The 16,987-nt window shown below is 72.4% G+C and carries 12 protein-coding genes; all 12 read right to left on the reverse strand.

Annotated features, from left to right (window positions below):
- Positions 1 to 7: 7 nt before the first annotated feature.
- Entirely contained in the window at positions 8 to 793 is a 786-nt protein-coding gene (gene tpiA / locus ACLQ21_RS02330; protein ID WP_425661059.1) for a triose-phosphate isomerase, read from the reverse strand.
- Entirely contained in the window at positions 793 to 2,013 is a 1,221-nt protein-coding gene (locus ACLQ21_RS02335) for a phosphoglycerate kinase (RefSeq protein ID WP_425661061.1), read from the reverse strand. Before ACLQ21_RS02335 ends, tpiA begins: the two co-directional genes overlap by 1 nt.
- 5 nt (positions 2,014 to 2,018) lie before the next feature.
- A complete protein-coding gene (gap, locus tag ACLQ21_RS02340) occupies positions 2,019 to 3,026 on the reverse strand; it encodes a type I glyceraldehyde-3-phosphate dehydrogenase (protein ID WP_425661063.1) in 1,008 nt (335 codons plus the stop codon).
- An 80-nt stretch (positions 3,027 to 3,106) separates the two neighbouring features.
- Positions 3,107 to 3,730 (reverse strand): superoxide dismutase, encoded by a 624-nt coding sequence (locus ACLQ21_RS02345; RefSeq protein ID WP_425661065.1) that lies wholly within the window; start codon positions 3,728 to 3,730, stop codon positions 3,107 to 3,109.
- A gap of 87 nt (positions 3,731 to 3,817) precedes the next feature.
- Positions 3,818 to 4,795, reverse strand: a complete 978-nt coding sequence (gene whiA, locus ACLQ21_RS02350) for a DNA-binding protein WhiA (RefSeq protein ID WP_425661067.1) — start codon at positions 4,793 to 4,795, stop codon at positions 3,818 to 3,820.
- Positions 4,796 to 4,809: 14 nt separating this feature from the next.
- Positions 4,810 to 5,673, reverse strand: coding sequence for an RNase adapter RapZ (gene rapZ / locus ACLQ21_RS02355; protein ID WP_425661069.1), 864 nt, complete (start codon positions 5,671 to 5,673; stop codon positions 4,810 to 4,812).
- Complete coding sequence (gene uvrC / locus ACLQ21_RS02360; RefSeq protein ID WP_425661071.1) at positions 5,670 to 7,628, reverse strand: excinuclease ABC subunit UvrC; 1,959 nt, start codon at positions 7,626 to 7,628, stop codon at positions 5,670 to 5,672. Before uvrC ends, rapZ begins: the two co-directional genes overlap by 4 nt.
- On the reverse strand, positions 7,625 to 10,537 hold the full coding sequence (gene uvrA / locus ACLQ21_RS02365; protein ID WP_425661073.1) for an excinuclease ABC subunit UvrA: 2,913 nt from the start codon (positions 10,535 to 10,537) through the stop codon (positions 7,625 to 7,627). Before uvrA ends, uvrC begins: the two co-directional genes overlap by 4 nt.
- Positions 10,538 to 10,624: 87 nt before the next feature.
- The gene (locus ACLQ21_RS02370; RefSeq protein WP_425661075.1) at positions 10,625 to 12,403 is read right to left on the reverse strand and encodes an acetyl/propionyl/methylcrotonyl-CoA carboxylase subunit alpha; all 1,779 of its coding nucleotides are present in this window, start codon (positions 12,401 to 12,403) and stop codon (positions 10,625 to 10,627) included.
- Positions 12,388 to 14,040, reverse strand: a complete 1,653-nt coding sequence (locus ACLQ21_RS02375; RefSeq protein ID WP_425661077.1) for a carboxyltransferase domain-containing protein — start codon at positions 14,038 to 14,040, stop codon at positions 12,388 to 12,390. Before ACLQ21_RS02375 ends, ACLQ21_RS02370 begins: the two co-directional genes overlap by 16 nt.
- A complete protein-coding gene (locus ACLQ21_RS02380; protein ID WP_425661079.1) occupies positions 14,037 to 14,807 on the reverse strand; it encodes a LamB/YcsF family protein in 771 nt (256 codons plus the stop codon). Before ACLQ21_RS02380 ends, ACLQ21_RS02375 begins: the two co-directional genes overlap by 4 nt.
- Before the next feature lie 126 nt (positions 14,808 to 14,933).
- Positions 14,934 to 16,985 carry an excinuclease ABC subunit UvrB gene (gene uvrB / locus ACLQ21_RS02385; protein ID WP_425661081.1) on the reverse strand — a complete coding sequence of 684 codons (2,052 nt, stop codon included), beginning with the start codon at positions 16,983 to 16,985 and terminating at the stop codon, positions 14,934 to 14,936.
- Positions 16,986 to 16,987: the final 2 nt, after the last annotated feature.

Here is a 16,987-nt window from a genome sequence, read left to right on the forward strand (position 1 = left end):
CTGCGGGTCAGGTGCCCACGTGCTGCTGGAAGCGGCTGATGGCCGCGAACTCCGCCGCGTCGAGGCTCGCGCCGCCGACGAGCGCGCCGTCGACATCGGGCTCGCGCATGAAGCCGGCGATGTTGCCCGACTTCACGCTGCCGCCGTAGAGGATGCGGGTCGCGGCCGCCGCCTCGTCGCCCCGCACCTCCGCGATGACGTGCCGCAGCGCCTGGCACACCTGCTGCGCCTGCTCGGCGGTCGCGGCCTGGCCGGAGCCGATCGCCCACACCGGCTCGTACGCGACGACGATCTCGCCGGTTGCCGGCAGCTCCGCGAGCACGTCGCCCAGCTGCTGCACGGGCACGGCGGAGGCGCCGTGCTGCTCGAGGTCCTCGGCCGTCTCGCCGACGCAGATGATGGGGGTGATGCCGTGGCGCAGCGCAGCGGCCGCCTTGCGACCGACGATCGCATCGGTCTCGGCGTGGTCCTGACGGCGCTCGGAGTGCCCGACGATGACGTACGAGCACTCGAGCTTCGCGAGCATCGCGGCCGAGATCTCGCCCGTGTGCGCGCCCGACTCGTGCTCCGAGACGTCCTGCGCGCCGAAGCGGAGCTCGAACCGCTCCGCCGAGATGAGCGTCTGCACGCTGCGCAGGTCGGTGAACGGCGGGAACACCGCCACCTCGACGGCCGCGTGGTCGTGCCTCGCGTCCTGCAGCGTCCACGCGAGCTTCTGCACGAGTGCGATCGCCTGCAGGTGGTCCTGGTTCAGCTTCCAGTTGCCCGCGATCAGCGGGATGCGGTTCGCCATCACTGTCCTTCCCATCCGAGTGCCTCGAGACCCGGCAGTCGTGCGCCCTCGAGGAACTCGAGGCTCGCGCCACCGCCGGTCGAGATGTGTCCGAAGTCTGCGTCGTCGAAGCCGAGCTGCCGCACGGCGGCGGCGGAGTCGCCACCGCCGACCACGGCGAGGCCATCGACCTCCGTGAGCGCCTGCGCGATCGCCTTGGTACCGTGCGCGAACGCCGCCATCTCGAACACACCCATGGGGCCGTTCCAGAAGACGGTGCGAGCGCCGCGGATGGCGTCGGCGAAGGCGGCGGCCGAGTCAGGGCCGATGTCGAGGCCGATGCCGGCATCGCCGAAGCGGGATGCGCCGATCGCGTCGGCCGCGACCGTCTCGTGCTCGGCGTCCGCGTCGAATGCCGCCGCGACCACGACATCCGTCGGCAGCAGCAGCTCGACGCCGCGCTCCTCGGCCTGCGCGAGGTAGCCGCGCACGCGATCGAGCTGGTCGGCCTCGAGGAGGCTCGACGCGACCTCGTGCCCCTGCGCCTTCAGGAAGGTGAAGAGCATGCCGCCGCCGATCAGCAGCCGGTCGACGCGCGGCAGCAGGTGCTCGATGACGCCGAGCTTGTCGCTCACCTTCGAGCCACCGAGCACGACCGCGTACGGCCGCTCGGGCGTCTCGGTGAGGCGCGAGAGCACCTCGAGCTCGCGCTCGACGAGCAGGCCGGCGGCACTCGGCAGCGCCCCCGCGATCTCGACGACGCTCGCCTGGTCGCGGTGCACGACGCCGAAGCCGTCGGAGACGAACGCGTCGGCACCGGCAGCGAGCTCGGCGGCGAAGGCCGCGCGCTCGAGCGCGTCCTTGCTCGTCTCGCGGGGGTCGAAGCGCAGGTTCTCGAGCAGCGCCAGCTGCCCGTCCTGCAGGGCGATCCGCACGCGCTGGGCGTCCTCCCCCACCGTGTCGTCCGCGAACGCGACCTCGGTGCCGAGCAGCTCGCCGAGCCGCGCCGCGACGGGCGCGAGCGAGTACTTCGCCTCGGGCGCGCCCTTCGGACGGCCGAGGTGCGACATCGCCACCACCTTCGCGCCCTGCTCGAGCAGAGCGCGAAGGGTGGGCAGCGACGCGACGATGCGGCCCTCGTCGGTGATCTCGCCGTCCTGCAGCGGCACGTTGAAGTCGCACCGGATGAGGACGGTCTTCCCTGCGAGGTCGCCGAGGGAGTCGAGCGTGCGGATCGCCATGCGGATCAGAGCTTCGAGCCCACGAGGACCGCGAGGTCGACGAGCCGGCAGGAGTAGCCCCACTCGTTGTCGTACCAGCTCGAGATCTTCACCTGATCGCCCATCACCTTGGTGAGGCCGGAGTCGAAGATCGACGAGAAGGGGTTGCCGACGATGTCGGCGGAGACGATCGGCTCGTCGGTGTACTGCAGGTAGCCCTTGAGCGGGCCCGACTCGGCGGCCGCCCGGTAGGCGGCGTTCACCTCGTCGACGGTGAGGCCGTCGCGGGTCTGCACCGTGAGATCGGTGATCGAGCCGGTCGGCACGGGCACGCGCAGGGCGTAGCCGTCGAGCAGGCCGTTGAGCTCGGGCAGCACGAGGCCGATGGCCTTCGCGGCGCCGGTCGACGTCGGGATGATCGACAGCGCTGCGGCGCGGGCGCGACGCAGGTCGCTGTGCGGGCCGTCCTGCAGGTTCTGGTCGGCCGTGTACGCGTGGATGGTCGTCATGAGGCCGCGCTCGATGCCGAACGACTCGTGGAAGACCTTCGCGAGCGGGGCGAGGCAGTTCGTCGTGCACGACGCGTTCGAGATGACGTGGTCGTTCTCGGGGTCGTACTGGTCGTGGTTGACGCCCATCACGAAGGTGGGGGCCGGTCCCTTCGCGGGTGCCGAGAGGATGACCTTCTTCGCGCCGGCGGTGAGGTGTGCCGAGGCGTCCTCGACCTTCGTGAAGCGGCCGGTCGACTCGATGACCACGTCGACGCCGAGGTCGCCCCACGGCAGCTTTGCGGGGTCCTTCTCGGCGAAGCCGCGGAACTCGTCGTCGCCGACGCGGATCGAGCCCTCGTCGGCCGACACCTCGCGGCCGAGCACGCCGGCGACGGAGTCGTACTTGAGCAGGTGGGCAAGGGTCTTGTTGTCGGTGAGATCGTTGACCGCGACGATGTCGATGTCAGCGCCCTGGGCAAGCGCTGCACGGACGAAGTTGCGGCCGATCCGACCGAAGCCGTTGATGGCGACCTTCAAGGTCATGGGATGGGTTCCTGACTGTCGGGGTGGGAAGGGCCCCGGGCGCGGTGCCCGGGGCCCCGGTCACGTGGTGACGATGGGGGTCAGCGGAGGATGAGGCCAGAGGTCTGGGTGCGTGCCGCGGTGAAGCGGGCCTGCGCGTCCTGCCAGTTGACGATGTTCCAGAACGCCTTGACGTAGTCGGCCTTGACGTTGAGGTAGTCGAGGTAGAAGGCGTGCTCCCACATGTCGAGCATGAGGATGGGGTGCGTGCCGACGGGGATGTTGCCCTGCTGGTCGAACAGCTGGAAGATGTTCAGCCGCGAGCCGACCGAGTCCCACGCGAGCACCGACCAGCCGGAGCCCTGGATGGCCGTGGCGTTCTGGCTGAAGTGGCTCTGGAACTTGCCGAAGCCGCCGAAGAACTCGGTGATCGCGGCCTGCAGCTCGCCGTCCGGCTCACCGCCGCCGTCGCCCGACAGGTTCTCCCAGAAGACCGTGTGGTTCGTGTGTCCGCCGAGGTGGAACGCGAGGTCCTTCTCGAGCTTGTTCACGGCGCCGAAGTCGTCCGCGTCGCGGGCCGCCTCGAGCTTCTCGAGCGCGGTGTTCGCGCCGTCGACGTAGGTCTTGTGGTGCTTGTCGTGGTGGAGCTCCATGATCTTCGCGGAGATGTGGGGCTCGAGCGCCGCGTAGTCGTACGGCAGCTCAGGAAGGGTGTAGACGGCCATGGCTGGCTCTCCTCTCTGGCACGGGTCCCGTGCCGGTGGGTCCATCCGATCCTAGCCACCGCGACTTGCGGCGGGCAGGGCGTCGCGTCAGTCGTCGATGTCGTCGGGGACTGCTGCCTCGGTGTCGGGGATCCCCCGGTCCTGCGCGGCGCGGTCCGCCATGGCCAGCAGGCGGCGGATGCGCCCGGCCACGGCGTCCTTCGTGAGGGTCGGCTGGGCGAGGTGGCCGAGCTCGTCGAGGCTCGCGTCGCGGTGCTCGAGGCGGAGCCGGCCGGCGTACGCGAGGTGCTCGGGCACCTCCGGCCCGAGGATCTCGAGCGCTCGCTCGATGCGCGCGCACGCGGCGACCGCGGCCTGCGCGCTGCGGCGCAGGTTGGCGTCGTCGAAGTTCACGAGCCGGTTCGCGGTGGCGCGCACCTCGCGGCGCTGCCGCAGCTCCGCCCATGCCTGCACCGTCTCGTGCGCGCCCATCGTGGTCAGCATCCGCGAGATCGGCTCGCCCTCGCGGATGACCACGCGGTGCGCGCCGCGCACCTCGCGCGACTTCGCCGGCACGCCGAGACGGCCGGCGGCGCCCACGAGCGCCATCGCGGCCTCGTTGCCCGGGCACGCCACCTCGAGCGCGGCGGAGCGCCCGGGATCCGAGAGGGTGCCCTGCGCGAGGAAGGCGCCGCGCCAGATGCCGGCGAGGTCCTCGAGCGAGCCCGTGGTCACCTTGTTGGGCAGGCCGCGCACCGGGCGGCGTCGCGCATCCATCAGCCCCGTCTGCCGTGCGAGCGTCTCGCCCTCGGCGATCACGCGCACGAGGTAGGCGCCGCTCGTGCGGTTCGACGACGACGAGATCTTCGCGATCTCGGCGCGCACGCCGTACAGCTCGAGGATGCTGCGCGCGAGCCTGCGGGCGACGGCCGCGGAGTCGAGCTCGCTCTCGACCGCGACGCGGCTCGAGATGACATGGAGCCCCCCGGCGAAGCGCAGCAGGGTCGCGACCTCAGCCGCCTTCGTCTGGGGACGCGTCACGCGCACCCGCGCGAGCTCCTCCTTGACGTCGTCGGTCAGTGTCACGCCTGCTCCTCTCGTCATTCGCGCCCCAGGTCCCGGTGCTTCACCGCGACCCGCAGTCCGTGCCTGCCGGAGAGGCGCTTCGCCAGGTGCTCGGCCATCGCGACCGAGCGGTGCTTCCCGCCGGTGCATCCCACGCCGAGCACGGCGTGCAGCTTGTTCTCGCGCGCGAACCCGTCGAGCACGGGCGCGAGCGCCTCGAGATAGCGGTCGGCGAACTCGCTCGCCCCGCGCTGCTCGAGCACGTAGTCCGAGACGACGGCCTCGGTGCCGTCGTGGCCGCGCAGCTCCGGCACCCAGAACGGGTTCGGCAGGAAGCGCATGTCGGCGATCAGGTCGGCGTCGACCGGCACCCCGTACTTGAAGCCGAAGCTCATCACCGTGAGGGTCACCTCGAGCTCACCGCCGGGCGCGAAGCGCTCGCCGACGCGCGTCGTCAGCTGGTGCGGGTTGAGGCCCGTGGTGTCGAGCAGGTCGTCGGCCATGCCGCGCAGCGGCTCGAGCCGGGTGCGCTCCATGCGGATGCCGTCGAGGATCGTGCCGTCGCCCTGCAGCGGGTGCGGCCGGCGCACCTGCTCGTAGCGGCGCACGAGCTCGGCGTCGCTCGCCTCCAGGAACAGCACGCGCACGCTCTGCTCGTTGCGGAGCATCTCGACGAAGCGCTTCGCGTCGTCGAAGAGCGCGCCGCCGCGCACGTCGACGACGATCGCGAGCTTGGGCTCGGTCGACGCGGCCGCGCCCGCGGTGCGCACGAGCGCCCTCAGCATGGTCGGCGGCAGGTTGTCGACGACGAACCAGCCGAGATCCTCGAGCGCGTTGGCGACCGTCGTGCGCCCTGCGCCGGACATGCCGGTGATGATGACGATCTCTCTGGCGTTCACGCTTCCGGTTCCTGTCGCTGGGCTGCTCCCTCCATCGTATCGGCCTGGCTCGGCTCGGAGCCCAGCGCCCGAGCGATGGCCTCGGCGAGCGCTGGGCCGACGCCGGCGACCTCGCGCAGCTGCTCCGGACCGGCCTCGCGCACGCGCTTCGCGGAGCCGAAGTGCTTCAGCAGCGCCCGCACGCGATTGGGGCCGAGCCCGGGGATGCCGCTGAGCTGCGACTCGATCGCGCTCGAGCGCTTCTGCCGCTGGTAGCCGATCGCGACGCGGTGCGCCTCGTCGCGCAGCCGCTGTACGAGGTAGAGCGCCTCGCTCGATCGCGGCAGGATCACCGGGAACTCCTCCCCCGGCAGCCACAGCTCCTCGAGCCGCTTCGCGATGCCCGCAAGTGCGACGCCGCGCACGCCGGCCTCGTCGAGCGCGCGCTGCGCCGCCTGCACCTGCGGCTTGCCGCCGTCGACGAGCAGCAGCTGAGGCGTGTACGCGAAGCGCGAGCCGGTGTCCTCGGGGTCGCCCTCGACCAGGTACCGCGCCCTGCGCGTCATCACCTGGAAGATCGAGTCGGTGTCGTCGGTCGTCTGCGCGATCGCGAACTTGCGGTACTGGTCCTTGCGCGGCAGGCCGTCCTCGAAGACGACCATCGACGCGACCACGCCGGTGCCGCCGAGGTGCGACACGTCGAAGCACTCGATGCGGAGCGGCGCCTCGGTCATGCCGAGCGCCTCCTGCAGGTCGGCGAGCGCCTGCGACCGCGTGACGTAGTCGCTCGTGCGCTTCGTGCGCGACACCTGCAGCGCGTGCGCGGCGTTGACCGCGGCGGAGTCGGCGAGGCGGCGCTTCTCGCCGCGCTGCGGCACGCGCACGGCGACGCGGCCGCTGAGCCCGTGGTCGGCGCGGCGGTCGGCGAGCCACGCCTCGACCTCCGGCACGCTGTCGGGCTGCTTCGGCAGCAGCACCTCCCGCGCCGGCGGGTCGCCGCCGTCGTAGGCGATGCGCAGCACCTGCGTGGCGAGCTCGCCGTCGGTCAGGTCGATCTCGGTGTCGACGACCCACGACTTGGTGCCGCGGATGCGCCCGCCGCGCACGGCGAACAGGTGCACCGCCGCGCTCAGCTCGTCGTGCACGAGCCCGAAGACGTCGGCGTCGACGCCGTCGGCGAGCACGACGCTCGTGCGCGACAGCACCGTCTCGAGGGCGGAGAGCTGGTCGCGCAGCCGAGCGGCGCGCTCGAACTCGAGCCGCGCGCTCGCCCGCTGCATCTGCTCGCGCACGCGGTCGACGAACTCCTGGTCGCCGCCGTTCATGAACGTCACGAGGTCGTTGGCGGTCGCCCGGTGCTCCTCGAACGTGACCCGGCCGACGCACGGCGCGGAGCACTTGCCGATGTCGCCGAGCAGGCACGGCCTGCCGGTGCGCTCCGCGCGGTCGTAGATCGACTGGCTGCACGAGCGCATGGGGAACGCCTTGAGCAGCAGGTCGAGCGTCTCGCGGATCGCCCACACCTTCGTGTAGGGCCCGAAGTAGCGGGCGCCGCGGATGCCGCGGTTGCGCGTGATGAGCGCGCGCGGCACGTCGTCGCCCATCGTGACGGCCAGGTATGGGTACGACTTGTCGTCGCGGAACTGGACGTTGAACGGCGGCTCGTATTCCTTGATCCAGGTGAACTCGAGCTGCAGCGCCTCGAACTCGGTCGCGACGATCGTCCACTCCACGCGCACGGCGGTGAGCACCATGCGGCGGGTGCGCTCGTGCAGCGCCTCGAGCGGCTGGAAGTAGTTGGAGAGCCGCTGGCGCAGGTTCTTCGCCTTGCCGACGTAGAGCACGCGCTCGTGCTCGTCGCGGAACCGGTAGACGCCCGGAGCGGTGGGGATCGTGCCGGGCGCCGGCTTGTAGGAGACGGTCCTGGACGCGGGCGGGCGCGAGGCGCCCGGCCGGGAGGCGCCTGCGCCGCTCATCGCACGCCGGCGCCGAGGATCTCCTTCAGGAACCCGCCCGTGTGGCTCTCGGGCACCTCCGCCACCTCCTCAGGGGTGCCGGTCGCGACGATCGTGCCGCCGCCGGAGCCGCCCTCGGGGCCGAGGTCGATGACCCAGTCGGCCGACTTGATGACGTCGAGCGAGTGCTCGATCGTGAGCACGGTGTTGCCCTTCTCGACCAGGCCGTCGAGCACCTCGAGCAGCTTGCGCACGTCGTCGAAGTGCAGGCCGGTGGTGGGCTCGTCGAGCACGTAGATCGCTCGACCCGAGGTGCGACGCTGCAGCTCGGTCGCGAGCTTCACGCGCTGCGCCTCGCCGCCCGAGAGCGTCGTCGCCGACTGGCCGAGCCGCACGTAGCCGAGGCCGACGTCGACGAGCGTCTTGAGGTAGCGGTGGATCGACGAGATGGGCGCGAAGAAGTCGGCGGCCTCCTCGATCGGCATCTGCAGCACCTCGGCGATCGACTTGCCCTTGTAGTGCACCGAGAGCGTGTCGCGGTTGTAGCGCGCGCCGTGGCACACCTCGCACTCGACGTAGACGTCGGGCAGGAAGTTCATCTCGATCTTCAGCGTGCCGTCGCCCTGGCACGCCTCGCAGCGCCCGCCCTTGACGTTGAACGAGAAGCGCCCCGCGAGGTAGCCGCGGGCCTTCGCCTCGGCCGTCTCGGCGAACAGGTTGCGGATCTTGTCGAACACGCCCGTGTACGTCGCGGGGTTGGAGCGGGGGGTGCGGCCGATCGGCCCCTGGTCGACGTGGATGACCTTGTCGAGGTGGCCGAGCCCGGTGACGCGCGTGTGCTTGGCCGGCACCTGCCGCGCTCCGTTGAGCGCGTTCGCGAGCACCTTGTGGAGGATGTCGTTGACGAGCGTCGACTTGCCGGAGCCGGAGACGCCGGTGACGGCGACGAAGACGCCGAGCGGGATGTCGACCGAGACGTTCTGCAGGTTGTTGGCGCGCGCACCCTCGACCCGCAGCATCCGATCGGGGTCGACGGGTCGCCGCACGGCGGGCGTCGGGATCGTCTCGCGCCCCGACAGGTAGGCGCCGGTCAGCGACGTCGGGTGCTCGAGCAGCGCCTCGTAGCTGCCGGAGTGCACGACCTCGCCGCCCTGCTCTCCCGCGCCCGGGCCGATGTCGACGATCCAGTCGGCCGTGCGGATGGTGTCCTCGTCGTGCTCGACGACGATGAGCGTGTTGCCGAGGTCGCGGAGCGCCTCGAGCGTGCCGATGAGCTTGCGGTTGTCGCGCTGGTGGAGGCCGATCGAGGGCTCGTCGAGCACGTAGAGCACACCGGTGAGGCCCGCGCCGATCTGGGTGGCGAGGCGGATGCGCTGCGCCTCGCCGCCCGAGAGGGTCGCGGCCGCGCGCGAGAGCGACAGGTAGCCGAGCCCGACGCGGATGAGGAAGTCGAGCCGCGCGCGGATCTCGCGCAGCACGGCGGCGGCGATCGTCGCCTCGCGCTCGTCGAGGTCGAGGTGGTGCATGAACGCGTGCGCCTCCTCGAGGCTCAGGTCGGAGACCGTCGCGATCGAGCTGCCGTGGACGAGCACGCTCAGCACCTCGGGCCGCAGGCGCGCGCCGCCGCACTCGGGGCACGGCACCTCGCGCAGGTACTCGCCGTGCTTCGAGCGCACCCAGTCGCTGTCGGCCTCGGCGTGCTTGCGCTGGATGTAGGGCATGACGCCCTCGTAGCCCGAGGCGTACCGCAGCTGGCGGCCGTAGCGGTTGCGCCACTGCACCATGACGTTGCCCTCGGTGCCGTGCAGGATCACGCGGCGCACGTCGGCGTCGAGCTCGCTCCACGGGGTGTCGAGCGAGAAGCCCAGCTCGCTCGCGAGGCCTGCGAGCAGCCGCTCGAAGTACGTGTAGAGGCCCTTCCCGGACTGCGTCCACGGCAGGACGGCGCCCTCGCGGATCGAGAGCGACTCGTCGGCGATCACGAGCTCGGGGTCGGCCGCCATGCGCGTGCCGATGCCCGTGCACTCCGGGCAGGCGCCGAACGGCGCGTTGAACGAGAAGGTACGGGGCTCGATCTCGGTGAGCGCGACGGGGTGCCGGTTCGGGCACGACAGCTTCTCGCTGAAGATGCGCCGGCGGTCGTCGGCGTCGTCGTCGAGGTCGACGTAGTCGATCGTCACCAGACCGTCGGCGAGCCGCAGCCCCGTCTCGAGCGAGTCGGTGAGGCGCGACAGCATGCCGGGGTCGGCCACCATCCGGTCGATCACGACCGCGATGTCGTGCTTGACCTGCTTCTTGAGCGCGGGCGCGTCGGCGAGCTGCGTGAGCTCGCCGTCGATGACGGCGCGCGAGTAGCCGGTCGCGACGAGGTTGCGCAGCAGGTCGGCGAACTCGCCCTTCTTCTGCTGCACGACCGGCGCGAGGATCTGGAAGCGGGTGCGCTCGGGCAGGCCCATGAGCTCGTCGGCGATCTGCTGCACGGTCTGGCGCTGGATGCGCTCGCCGCACACGGGGCAGTGCGGCACGCCGATGCGGGCCCACAGCAGGCGCATGTAGTCGTGCACCTCGGTGATCGTGCCGACCGTCGACCGCGGGTTGCGGTTCGTCGACTTCTGGTCGATCGACACCGCGGGGCTCAGGCCCTCGATGAAGTCGACGTCGGGCCGGTCGACCTGGCCGAGGAACTGGCGCGCGTAGGCGGAGAGCGACTCGACGTAGCGGCGCTGGCCCTCGGCGAAGATCGTGTCGAACGCGAGCGACGACTTGCCGGAGCCGGAGAGCCCCGTGAACACCACGAGCGAGTCGCGCGGGATGCGCAGGTCGACGTCCTTGAGGTTGTGCTCGCGGGCGCCGCGGACGTGCAGCTCTGCCGTGCCCGAGGCGGTGCCCGAGGCGGTGCCCGAGGTGGTCGTGGGGGTCGTGGTCGTCACCTGAAGAGTCTACGAGCGGCCACCCACACGAGTCCCGCGCGTTCGCCCACGGCTCAGCGCTCGCCCGGCTGCAGTGCTCGCTCCGCTTCAGCCGCCGATGCGCGCGATGACCTCGTCGACCGCGACGCTCGCGCCCTGCTCGACGAGCCGCTCGAGCCTGCCGGCACGGTGCGCGGCCACGCGCGTCTCCATCTTCATGGCGTCGAGCACGACGACCTCCTCGCCCTCCACGACCTCGTCGCCGTCGGACACGAGCCACCGGACGACCGTTCCCGGCATGGGCGTGCGGAGCGCCGACGCATCCGGCGGCGCGGCCTCCACGGCGCCGGTCGGCTCGGCACCGCCGGGATGCGCGCCGGCAGGATGCGCACCGCCAGGATGCGCGCCGCCGGGATGCGCGCCGGCGGCGAGCGCGAGCAGTGCATCCGGCAGGCCCAGCACGACCCGCCTGCCGTTCACCTCGACGGCGATGCGGCGCAGCTCCCGAACCGTCGCCGGCGCGGCGCGCAGCTGCGGCTCGAGCCTCGGCATGAGCTCCGCCTCGATCCACTGCGTCGAGACGGCGAAGCCCTCGGTCGAGAAGTCCGGCTCGTCGAGCAGCGCGCTCCCGAGCGGCGCGACCGTGGCGACGCCCGTGACCTCGAGCTCGCGGAGCGCGCGGCGCAACCGCAGGAGCGCGGCGTCGCGGTCGGCGGCGTGCACGATCAGCTTCGCGATGAGCGAGTCGAACGCGGCCTCGACCACGTCGCCCGCCTCCACGCCGGCATCCCAGCGCACGCCCGGACCTCCCGGCGCCCGCAGCGCGGTGATCCGGCCGGGGCTCGGCAGGAAGCCGCGGCCGGGGTCCTCGGCGTTCAGCCGCAGCTCGATCGCGTGCCCGACGGGCTCCGGCGTCGAGGCGATCGAGGGGCCGAGGCCCTCGGCGATGCGCAGCTGCTCGCGCACGAGGTCGACGCCCGTGACCGCCTCGGTGACCGGATGCTCGACCTGCAGCCGGGTGTTGACCTCGAGGAACGCGATGGTGCCGTCGGCGCCGAGCAGGAACTCGACCGTGCCGGCGCCGCGGTACGCCACGGCCGCGCAGATGTCGCGGGCCGCCGCGTGGATGCGGGTGCGCTGCGCGTCGGTGAGGCCGGGCGCCGGCGCCTCCTCGACCAGCTTCTGCCTGCGACGCTGCAGCGAGCAGTCGCGGTCGCCGACGACCACCACGGCGCCGCGGCCGTCGCCGAGCACCTGCACCTCGACGTGCCGGGAGCGCTCGAGGAAGCGCTCGATGAAGCACTCGCCGCGCCCGAAGGCCGCGACGGCCTCGCGCGTGGCCGAGGCGAACGCATCCGGCACCTCGTCGAGCGTGCGCGCGATCTTCAGGCCGCGGCCGCCGCCGCCGAACGCGGCCTTCACGACCACCGGCAGCCCGTGCTCGCGGGCGAACGCGACGGCCTCGGCGGCGTCGGCGAGCGGCCGGTCGGTGCCGGCGGCGAGCGGTGCGCCCGCCTCCTGCGCGATGCGCCGCGCCGTCACCTTGTCGCCGAGCGCCTCGATGCTCTCGGGGGTCGGGCCGATCCAGGTGAGCCCTGCCGCCTCGACGGCGCGGGCGAACGCCGCGCTCTCGGAGAGGAAGCCGTACCCCGGGTGCACCGCGTCGGCGCCGGCGGTGCGGGCCGCGGCGAGCAGCGCATCGATGCTGAGGTACGTCTCGGCGGCGGTCGTGCCGGGCAGGGCGACCGCGTCGTCGGCGTGCCGCACGTGCATGGCGTCGGCATCCTGGTCGGCGTAGACGGCGACCGAGCGGTAGCCCGCCTCCGCGCAGGCGCGCACGATGCGCACGGCGATCTCCCCGCGGTTGGCGATCAGGATCGTCTCCACGGTGTCCCTCCGGTCGGTGTCCGGTCGATCGGTGCGGCGTCGGCGACGCGGAAGCGGATGCGAGCGCCCGGCGGCAGCTGGCCCGCGAGGTCGAGGTGCCGGTCGACGACCGCCGCGATGACGGGGTAGCCGCCCGTGAGCGGGCGGTCGGGCAGGAACAGCACGGGCTGGCCGTCGGGCGGCACCTGGATCGCCCCGGTCACCGCGCCCTCGCTGTCGAGCTCGCCGTCGAGCGCGCGATCCAGCGGCGTCGCGCCCTCCAGGCGGGCGCCGACGCGATCGGCGCGCGCGGTCACCGTCCACGGCTGCTCGGTCAGCGCGCGCAGCGCCGCGTCGGTGAACCACGCTGTGCGCGGGCCGAGCACGATGTCGAGCTCGACCTCCTCCCCCGCTCGCGGCAGCGGGATGCGCGGCGCCCGCGTGCGCTCGACCGCGGCGATGCCGGCGGCCGGGCCGCGCAGCGGCAGCACGTCGCCGGCGGCGAGCGGCGAGGGGCCGAGGTGCGCGAGCGTGTCGGTCGCGAGGCTGCCGAGCACGGGCTCGAGCGCGAAGCCGCCCCGCACCGCCAGGACCGCGCGGACGCCGTCGCGCACCGCGCCGATCCGGAGCTCGTCGCCGTCGTCGACGGCCACGGCGTGGCCGTGCTCGACGGGCACGGGATCGATCCCCGCGGCATCGATCCGCGCGGCATCGACGGCCGGCCCGCCAGCCGCGCCCTGCAGCGACGCGTCCACGAGCGCGCCGGTGAGGGCGACGACGGCGGGGCCGCGGAAGCGCAGCACCGCGCCGCCGCCCCCGAGCTCGAGGCCAGCCTCGCCGGGCGCGTTGCCGACCGCGCGGTTCGCCTCGCGGAGCGCGGCCCGGTCGGCGGTGCCGGAGGCGCCGACACCCTGCGCGGCCAGACCCGGTCTGCCGAGGTCCTGCACGAGCAGCTGCATGCCGGGTCGCACGACCTCGAGCGCGTGAGCGTCCACGACCGGCTGCCGCGCACGCGGCGCGACGGGAGGCAGGTCCACGAGCTCGCGCTCAACGCGCTCGAAGCGCACGGTCGCGCCCGGCGCGAGCAGCGCGGGCTGGGGCCGCGCGAGATCCCACAGCGGAGCGTCGGTGCGGCCGATCAGCTGCCAGCCGCCCGGGCTCTCGCGCGGGTAGACGCCCGAGAAGCGGCCCGCGAGCCCGACCGAGCCCGCCGGGATGCGCGTGCGCGGCGAGCGGCGGCGCGGCACGTCGAAGAGCGGGTCGTCGCCGACGAGGTAGGCGAAGCCGGGCGCGTAGCCCGTGAAGGCGACCGTCCAGGTCGCTGCCGCGTGCCGTGCGACCACCTCGGCCGGCGAGACGTCCAGCAGCGCCGCCACCTCCGCGAGGTCCTGGCCGTCGTACCGCACCGGGATCGTCGCCACCTCGCCGCTCGCGGCGGGGGCAACAGCCGGTTCGACGGCACCCACGAGCGCGGCGAGCGCGGCCGCGTCGATGCTGAGCGGATCGAAGCGCACGAGGACGGTGCGGGCCGCCGGCACGAGCTCTGTCACGCCGGGCAGCCGGGCCTCGCGAAGCGCGGGCAGCAGCCGCATGGCCTCCTGCAGGTCGGCGGCCTCGACGAGCAGCGCCGTGTCGGCAGCGGACAGGATCCGCGTCATCCGGTCGGCCCTGCGAATGGCGCGATCGTCACGCCGGCCGCCTCGAGCGTCGCGCGCGTCGCCTGCGCCATCGCGACCGCCCCTGCGCTGTCGCCGTGGACGCAGATCGACTGCGCGCGCACCGCGACGTCGCTCCCGTCGACGGCCTCGAGCACGCCCTCCTCGGCGAGCCGCACCATTCGCGCGGCGACCAGCACAGGGTCGTGCAGCACGGAGCCAGGCTCGCTGCGCGGGACGAGCGTGCCCTCCGGCGTGTACGCCCGGTCGGCGAAGGCCTCCGCCGCGATGGTGAGCCCCGCGCGCTCGGCGACGTCGAGCGCGGCGCCGCCCGCGAGCCCGAGCAGCACGAGCGAGGGACTGATCGCGCGGATCGCGGCGACGACGTCCTTCGCCTGCCGCTCGTCGCGCGCGATCGCGTTGTACAGCGCACCGTGCGGCTTCACGTACGCGACGGTGCCGCCGACAGCGCGGGCGAGCGCGTCGAGCGCGCCGAGCTGGTACTCGACGTGGGCCTGCAGCGTCGCCGAGTCGACGTCCATCGGGCGCCGGCCGAAGCCCTCCGGGTCGCGGTAGCCGGGATGCGCGCCGATCGTCACGCCGGCGGCGACGGCGGCCGCGAGCGTCGAGCGGATGCCCTCCGGCGTGCCGGCGTGGAAGCCGCACGAGACGTTGGCGCTCGTCACGACGCGCAGCATCGCCGCGTCGTCGCTCACGACCCGGTCGGGCTCGTTCTCGCCGAGATCGGCGTTGAGGTCGATGGTGGGCATGCTGCGGTCCTCCTGTTGGAGGGCATCATCGCAGGGTCGCCCGAGATCGCCCGCGCTCAGCTCGCCTCCTCGGCCCGGGACGGGCCTCGGCGTCAGGCCAGGCGGGGGCCCGAAAGGGCCCCCGCTCTAACTGGCCTGACGCATCTGGCGCAGGTCGCGCTTCAGGTCGTGCAGCTCGTCGCGGATGCGCGCGGCGAGCTCGAACTTCAGCTCCCCCGCCGCCTCCGTCATCTGCGCGGTGAGGTCGGCGATGATCGACTCGAGCTGCGTCGGTCCGTCCATCGCGGAGCGGTCGCGAGCGAGCCTGGGCGTGGGCGCGCCTCTGCGGCTGCCCTGCAGCAGCTCGTCGGTGTCTGCCTGCTCGCGCGAGAGCACCTCGGTGATGTCGGCGATGCGGCGGCGCAGCGGCGTGGGGTCGATGCCGTGCTCGAGGTTGTACGCGACCTGCACGGCTCGACGGCGGTCGGTCTCGTCGATCGCGAGGCGCATCGAGTCGGTGATCCGGTCGGCGTACATGTGCACCTCGCCGGAGACGTTGCGCGCCGCGCGCCCGATGGTCTGGATGAGCGAGGTCGAGGAGCGCAGGAAGCCCTCCTTGTCGGCGTCGAGGATCGACACGAGCGAGACCTCGGGCAGGTCGAGGCCCTCGCGCAGCAGGTTGATGCCGACGAGCACGTCGAACAGCCCCTGCCGCAGCTGCGTCAGCAGCTCGACCCGGCGGAGGGTGTCGACGTCGGAGTGGAGGTAGCGCACCCGCACGCCGGCCTCGGTGAAGTACTCGGTGAGCTCCTCCGCCATCTTCTTCGTGAGCGTCGTCACGAGCACCCGCTCGTCGCGCTCCGCTCGCACGCGGATCTCCTCGAGCAGGTCGTCGATCTGCCCCTTCGTCGGCTTCACCACGAGCTTCGGGTCGACGAGCCCGGTCGGGCGGATGATCTGCTCGACGACCGAGCTGGCGAGGCCCATCTCGTACTTGCCGGGGGTCGCCGACAGGTAGACCTTCTGCGGCGTGCGCTCGAGGAACTCGTCGAACTTGAGCGGTCGGTTGTCGAGCGCGCTCGGGAGTCGGAACCCGTGCTCGACGAGCGACCGCTTGCGGCTCGCGTCGCCCTCGTACATGGCGCCGATCTGCGGCACCGTGACGTGGGACTCGTCGATCACGACGAGGAAGTCGTCGGCGAAGTAGTCGAGCAGGCAGTGCGGCGGCTCGCCCGCCTCGCGGCCGTCGATGTGGCGCGAGTAGTTCTCGATGCCGGAGCAGAAGCCGATCTGCTCCATCATCTCGAGGTCGAAGGTCGTCCGCATCCGCAGCCGCTGCGCCTCGAGGAGCTTGCCCTCGCGCTCGAGCTGCTTGAGGCGCTCGTCGAGCTCGTCGCGGATGCGGTCCATCGCCCGCTGCATGCGCTCGTTGCCCGCGACGTAGTGGCTGCCGGGGAAGATCGAGACGGACTCGTGCGTCTGCAGCACCTCGCCGGTGAGCGGGTGGAGCGTCGTGATGGCCTCGATCTCGTCACCGAAGAGCTCGATGCGGATCGCGTGCTCCTCGTACATCGGGATGATCTCGATCGTGTCGCCCCGCACGCGGAAGGTGCCGCGCGTGAACGCGACGTCGTTGCGCTGGTACTGCATCGAGACGAAGCGGCGCAGCAGCGCCTGCCGGTCGATGCGCATGCCGACCTGCAGCGCGATCATCGCCTCGAGGTACTCCTCGGGCGTGCCGAGACCGTAGATGCACGAGACGGTCGAGACCACCACGACGTCGCGGCGCGAGAGCAGCGCGTTCGTCGCGGAGTGCCGCAGCCGCTCGACCTCGGCGTTGAGCGATGAGTCCTTCTCGATGAAGGTGTCGGTCTGCGGGATGTACGCCTCGGGCTGGTAGTAGTCGTAGTACGAGACGAAGTACTCGACGGCGTTGTTGGGCAGCAGCTCGCGGAACTCGTTCGCGAGCTGCGCGGCGAGCGTCTTGTTGTGCGCGAGCACGAGCGTGGGCCGCTGCACCTGCTCGACGAGCCACGCCGTGGTGGCGCTCTTGCCCGTGCCGGTCGCGCCGAGCAGCACCACGTCGGTCTCGCCGCGGCCGAGCGCCTCGCTCAGCTCGCGGATGGCCTTGGGCTGGTCGCCGGACGGGGTGTACTCGCTGATGACCTCGAACGGCCGGACGGCACGGGTCGGTTGCATGG

The sequence above is a fragment of the Agrococcus sp. DT81.2 genome, assembly GCF_049844935.1.
Lineage (GTDB): Bacteria > Actinomycetota > Actinomycetes > Actinomycetales > Microbacteriaceae > Agrococcus.

Bases quoted from the DNA above. Each gene is read 5' to 3' on its own strand.
- uvrB (WP_425661081.1), bottom strand. From the start codon at position 16,985: ATGCAACCGACCCGTGCCGTCCGGCCGTTCGAGGTCATCAGCGAGTAC.
- uvrC (WP_425661071.1), bottom strand. From the start codon at position 7,628: ATGAGCGGCGCAGGCGCCTCCCGGCCGGGCGCCTCGCGCCCGCCCGCG.
- gap (WP_425661063.1), bottom strand. From the start codon at position 3,026: ATGACCTTGAAGGTCGCCATCAACGGCTTCGGTCGGATCGGCCGCAAC.
- tpiA (WP_425661059.1), bottom strand. From the start codon at position 793: ATGGCGAACCGCATCCCGCTGATCGCGGGCAACTGGAAGCTGAACCAG.
- ACLQ21_RS02345 (WP_425661065.1), bottom strand. From the start codon at position 3,730: ATGGCCGTCTACACCCTTCCTGAGCTGCCGTACGACTACGCGGCGCTC.
- ACLQ21_RS02380 (WP_425661079.1), bottom strand. From the start codon at position 14,807: ATGCCCACCATCGACCTCAACGCCGATCTCGGCGAGAACGAGCCCGAC.
- ACLQ21_RS02375 (WP_425661077.1), bottom strand. From the start codon at position 14,040: ATGACGCGGATCCTGTCCGCTGCCGACACGGCGCTGCTCGTCGAGGCC.
- ACLQ21_RS02335 (WP_425661061.1), bottom strand. From the start codon at position 2,013: ATGGCGATCCGCACGCTCGACTCCCTCGGCGACCTCGCAGGGAAGACC.